Here is a 4,647-nt window from a genome sequence, read left to right on the forward strand (position 1 = left end):
TGCCAGCGAGTAGGAAGCCAAAACCGGACCGCGTGACGCTGTCGCGCATCCCCAAAAGCAAGCGGAGCCTCTCCCCACTTTCCACTTTTTACTTTCTACTTCTCACTTCCCACTCACCCCACTTCCCGCTCTCTCCACCATTCCATCCAGCGGGCTCCTCACCCCGCACCCATTCACTCCACACGCCACATGGGTGTAGATCTCCGTCGTGCTGACATCCGCATGTCCCAGCAGATCCTGAATCGACCTCAAATCCGTATTCGCCTCGAGCAGATGGGTGGCGAACGAGTGCCTCAGCGCATGACTGGTCACCCGTTTGTCGATCCCTGCCACCTTCGCCGCCCGACGCACCGCTTCATTGTAAACCTGACCATGCAGATGATGACGACGCCGGATTCCCGACACCGGGTCCACCGACAGCTCACTTGCCGGGAAAACCACATCCACTCCCAGCTCATCCCCGCTTGTCGGTGCTTCCGTTCCAGAGCTGGCGGAAGCCAAACCCCGGCAACCTCCGCAGCACGGTCCGCCTCATGCACCTGACGCACCCGCGCCATCTGCTGACGCAGGAGATCCCTCAAGCGCTCAGGGAGCATCGTGGTCCGATCCCGGTCACCCTTGCCGCCCCGCACCGTGATCATCCCCCGCTCCGCATCCACATCCTTCACCCGCAGACTGACCAGTTCGCCCCTCCGCAGCCCCGAACCATACTGCAGCATCGCCGCAAAGGCATACTTCGGCTCGATCTTCGAAAGCAGACGATCGATCTCTTCACGACTCAACACCACAGGCATCCTCCTCGGCATGCGTTTCATCCTCACCTTCAGGTCGATATCCTCCAGTCCGCACACCTCCTTCAGAAAGAACACCAAAGCATTCAGCGCCTGCTTCTGGGTGGAAAACGCAATGAACTCGCGCTGGGCCAAGTGCGCCAGCCAGTCTCGGCCACAAGCTTCCGTCATCATCTTGCGCGCATCCCCTGCCCACACCGCGTAGCGCGCACACCAAGACCCGTAGCCACGCCTCGTCCGCAGCGCCAAGCCCCGCCTGGCCCCTGCCAACTCCACCGCATCCCGCACACGTTCTGCCAGCGAGCGCTCATCTCCGCCTGCTTCCCGGCAGTGCGTCAGCCAATCCAGATACCACGCCATCGCATCCGCCCACTGCTCAAGCTGCCAGCTTTCCCGCTCCTTCCCGTCCCCGATTACCTGCTGCTTCCAGAAAGCAACCGCCGCCTCACGGCCCGCCTCGAGCCGGTAGCGCAGACGCCAGTTCTCAAACCACACCAACAACATCTCAAACCCGCCCTTCGCCCGTGCATCCACCGAGCGCGAGGCAGCCAAGTCCGATTTCCAGTCAAACCCAGGAACTGTTCTCATGTCCACCATGTCACACGGGGTGTGTTCACCTGACCAGCTCAAAATCACCCGTTCGTCCAACCAGAAATTCAATGCAGATTGAAAAAGTGATATGCGAAAATAAGACCTCCAGGAGCCAAACGAATCTCAAGTTTCGATCGGTTCGGACTTTCAATCAACGCGAGTCAAATCGCTCGCAACGCCCTCAGACGCTTGACTTCACCCCTCTCAAATGGCGCCATGACCCCCTAACGAATCCCATGCATATCGGCTTGGGGTGTTACGAACAAAACTGTTCGGCAGAGAATAATACTATGAGACCCCTAAAAAGCATCGGATGCATTTTGATGGCATTGCTGACAAGTTGCGCCAATCCGATTTATTCCGCTTCACGCCTTCCTGGATTACGGCAGCTCAGCGATTCAATGAACGAAAAAGCGTTCGTGGACTGGATGGAGAGCGATCCCAAGCCCGAAGTTGAAGCACGAGTTTCTAAGGGTGAGTATAGATTACTAGGTTTGGCGAGATACGGCGAGAAGGATTACTGGATTCCAGGGGTGGATGGACACAAATTGAGCCATGACCGATACGATGTCACTTGGTGTGGAGTAGGCGGTGGATACGAACATCGCATACCCATTGCGGAATCTTACATGACTGTATTCAATCGCCTAATGCTTATAGAGCGTCAGGGTATTCCCCTCGACGCCTATGCTCGAGGTCCAAAACATAAGGACTATAGCGAGCCAACCAAGAAAACCTAAGAAGCCGAACAAGGCGAGACACAGCAACCCACACTAGCCGCCTTGTTGACAATATCACCCGTATCATGAACCCTATCTTTGCGTTTAACGCTCGCCCCCGCTAGTGGGGTTGCGTGCTCTTGGACGTTGTGCTGAAAATGAAGAAGCTCGTTCGGCGGGGAGCAATCATTGGGATACTCGTGATTCTTGTCGTGGGAGCTTTCGCGTGGCTACGGACTCGTGGAACCATTCCGTCGCTGGCAGACCCCCCTGACGGGCCTTATGTCAAGGTGTGCGGAATACCTCCTTCTCGAGGAAGGATTTGGGCTGCATCGAATGGCTTCGGAAGCGGTTACGCATTCTACCGACTCAACGTCGACAAGGGTGGATACTCACAGCCTAGCGCTTCAATTCTCACCATGGCCAATCGCCCAGACCTTCCGCGCGCGCCCTGGTGGTGGGGCGCGAGTCCGAACGGTAGAACAACCATGCTTTCGGGAGAAGGGCTCGGGCCCAGCACCCAGAGCTATCAGCTCTATGATCCCGACAAGGAGTTGCTTTACGTCTATTGTGAGTGGAACTGACGGGCTCGAATCAGGATAATTGACAAGCACAACAAGCCGGCGATGGCGACGCCTACCAGCGGCCTTGTTGAAAAACCGTTTTGGTGCTTTTCTACCTTCAACGAGGATACGGGCGCGCCGCCATTGGGGGCGTCGCGCCATGCCTCATACGTTGTGCGCCGAGCAAAGCGAGGCGCTTCTTATCGGGTGAGAGACCCGTTGTGATAGAACCTAGCCAGTAGTCACTACCGAGTGTTGCGTTGATGTTAGCTAAGTCAGGGAAAACCGCGGGAGGCACCGCGATACCAACGAAGATCCGGCAGGGCATGGCCCCGGTCGGCTGGCGAAACAGCATCGATGAAGCGTACACAGGGAAGCCCGCAGGCCACAGGGCGGTTCGCACCCGCCTGAAGGATGATACAGCCCCGTAATTATTGAGATACGGAAGGAGATCCACTAACAGTATGGAGAATCCAGCACCAAGCGGCACGTCATGGCGAGTGTCCGAGGTTCCGTCGGGGTCGAGTAAGACCGTGGCATGTGTGTAGAGAAGCGAGAAGATGACCGTCCTGAGGAGGGCGGCACCTTGAACTCGGGAGACCCGAACCCCGTCCCCATGGAGCCGATTTATCTCCAAGGGGACCCGCGTGATCGACATCAAGGAGACGCATGGGCCGGGAGTCGGGAGTCAGAGCCACCCATAGTAGTTAGAGACGGTAGGACCGATCACATGGCGAAGGGGGTGGCCGGAGAACAAGGCGGACAAAGCACTCACGCGAGGGAAAGGATTACTCCCGATGGAAGCGTGTCACGCACCCTGTCCGCACTGGAAACAAAGGCACGCAAGGACCCGGAGCATCGCTTCCGGGGGCTCGCGCGCCTGCTGGACCGTCGGATGCTCGCAGAGAGCTTCGGCTGCTTGAAACGCAAGGCCTCGCCGGGAATCGACGGTGTGGGCTGGGCGGAGTATGCCGGGAATCTCGATGAGAACCTGACGGCCTTGTTGGAGCGTTTGCGCACGGGGCGTTACCGCGCCCGCAGTGTAAAACGCCAGTGGATCCCCAAGCCGGGAGGCAGGAAACTGCGCCCGTTAGGGATCCCTGTGATGGAAGACAAGATCGTGCAGCATGCCGTGAAGCGGATTCTGGAGGCCATCTGGGAGCCGGACTTTCATGATGAGAGCATCGGCTACCGAGCGGGAAAGGGAGCGCGCCAGAGCAGTCTGGAACTACGCGAGGCCCTCAACGCCGGGAGCTATCGCTGGGTCGTGGAAGCCGACATCCGGGGATTCTTCGAATACGTGGATCATGGCTGGCTGGTGCGCATGTTGGAGAGACGCATCGCAGACCGATCGCTGATCCGCCTGATCGTGAAATGGCTCAAGGCCGGAGTGTTAGAGGAAGGCAGTGAGGTGATTCACCCGGCGACGGGGACGCCTCAGGGAGGGGTCATTTCCCCGATCCTCGCCAACATCTACCTGCACTACGTCCAAGACGAATGGATCGCGAAGGTGGTGGGCAAGCACTGCAAGGGCAAGGTGCTCTTCCGGCGCTATGCGGATGACAGCGTGGTGTGTTTCGAGCATGAAAGTGACGCGCGCGCTTATCTGCGGGCCTTGCCGAAGCGGCTGGGGAAGTTTTCCCTGAGCATGGCGGAGGAGAAGAGCTCGCTGGTGAGATTCGATCGGTCGGACCCGGATCGGAGCGGGAAGTTCACCTTCCTTGGCTTCGATTTCTACTGGGCGAGATCGTGTCGGAATCCGCGCTACGTGATGGTGAAGCGTCGGACCAACCGGGAGAAGTTCCGCAACAGCCTGCGGGCGATGAAGGAATGGATCCGGAAGGTCCGGTGTCGGAAACTCAGCGAGCTGCTGGTGGTGCTGCGGCGTAAGCTGCTGGGCTATCGCAACTACTACGGAGTGATCGGGAACTCGCATATGCTCTCCAAGTATTACTACGCCGTGGTGCGCTTGCTCTACAAGTG

Annotated in this window: 3 protein-coding genes; 1 reads left to right on the top strand and 2 read right to left on the bottom strand. The window is 58.2% G+C overall.

All coding sequences use genetic code 11. The features are described 5' to 3' along the window. Window positions 1-102: 102 nt before the first annotated feature. Window positions 103-414: a tyrosine-type recombinase/integrase gene (locus JIN81_RS19375; protein WP_325100911.1), complete on the bottom strand. Its 312-nt coding sequence runs from the start codon at window positions 412-414 to the stop codon at window positions 103-105. Next, window positions 309-1,379 (bottom strand): tyrosine-type recombinase/integrase, encoded by a 1,071-nt coding sequence (locus tag JIN81_RS18645; protein ID WP_200283552.1) that lies wholly within the window; start codon window positions 1,377-1,379, stop codon window positions 309-311. Before JIN81_RS18645 ends, JIN81_RS19375 begins: the two co-directional genes overlap by 106 nt. Window positions 1,380-3,469: 2,090 nt before the next feature. Between JIN81_RS18645 and ltrA the strand changes: the two genes are divergently transcribed. Then, window positions 3,470-4,647: group II intron reverse transcriptase/maturase (ltrA, locus tag JIN81_RS18650; protein WP_200283555.1), on the top strand; the 1,178-nt coding region annotated here is incomplete at its 3' end.

Source organism: Haloferula rosea, from assembly GCF_016595525.1.
Taxonomy (GTDB): Bacteria; Verrucomicrobiota; Verrucomicrobiia; order Verrucomicrobiales; family Akkermansiaceae; genus Haloferula; species Haloferula rosea.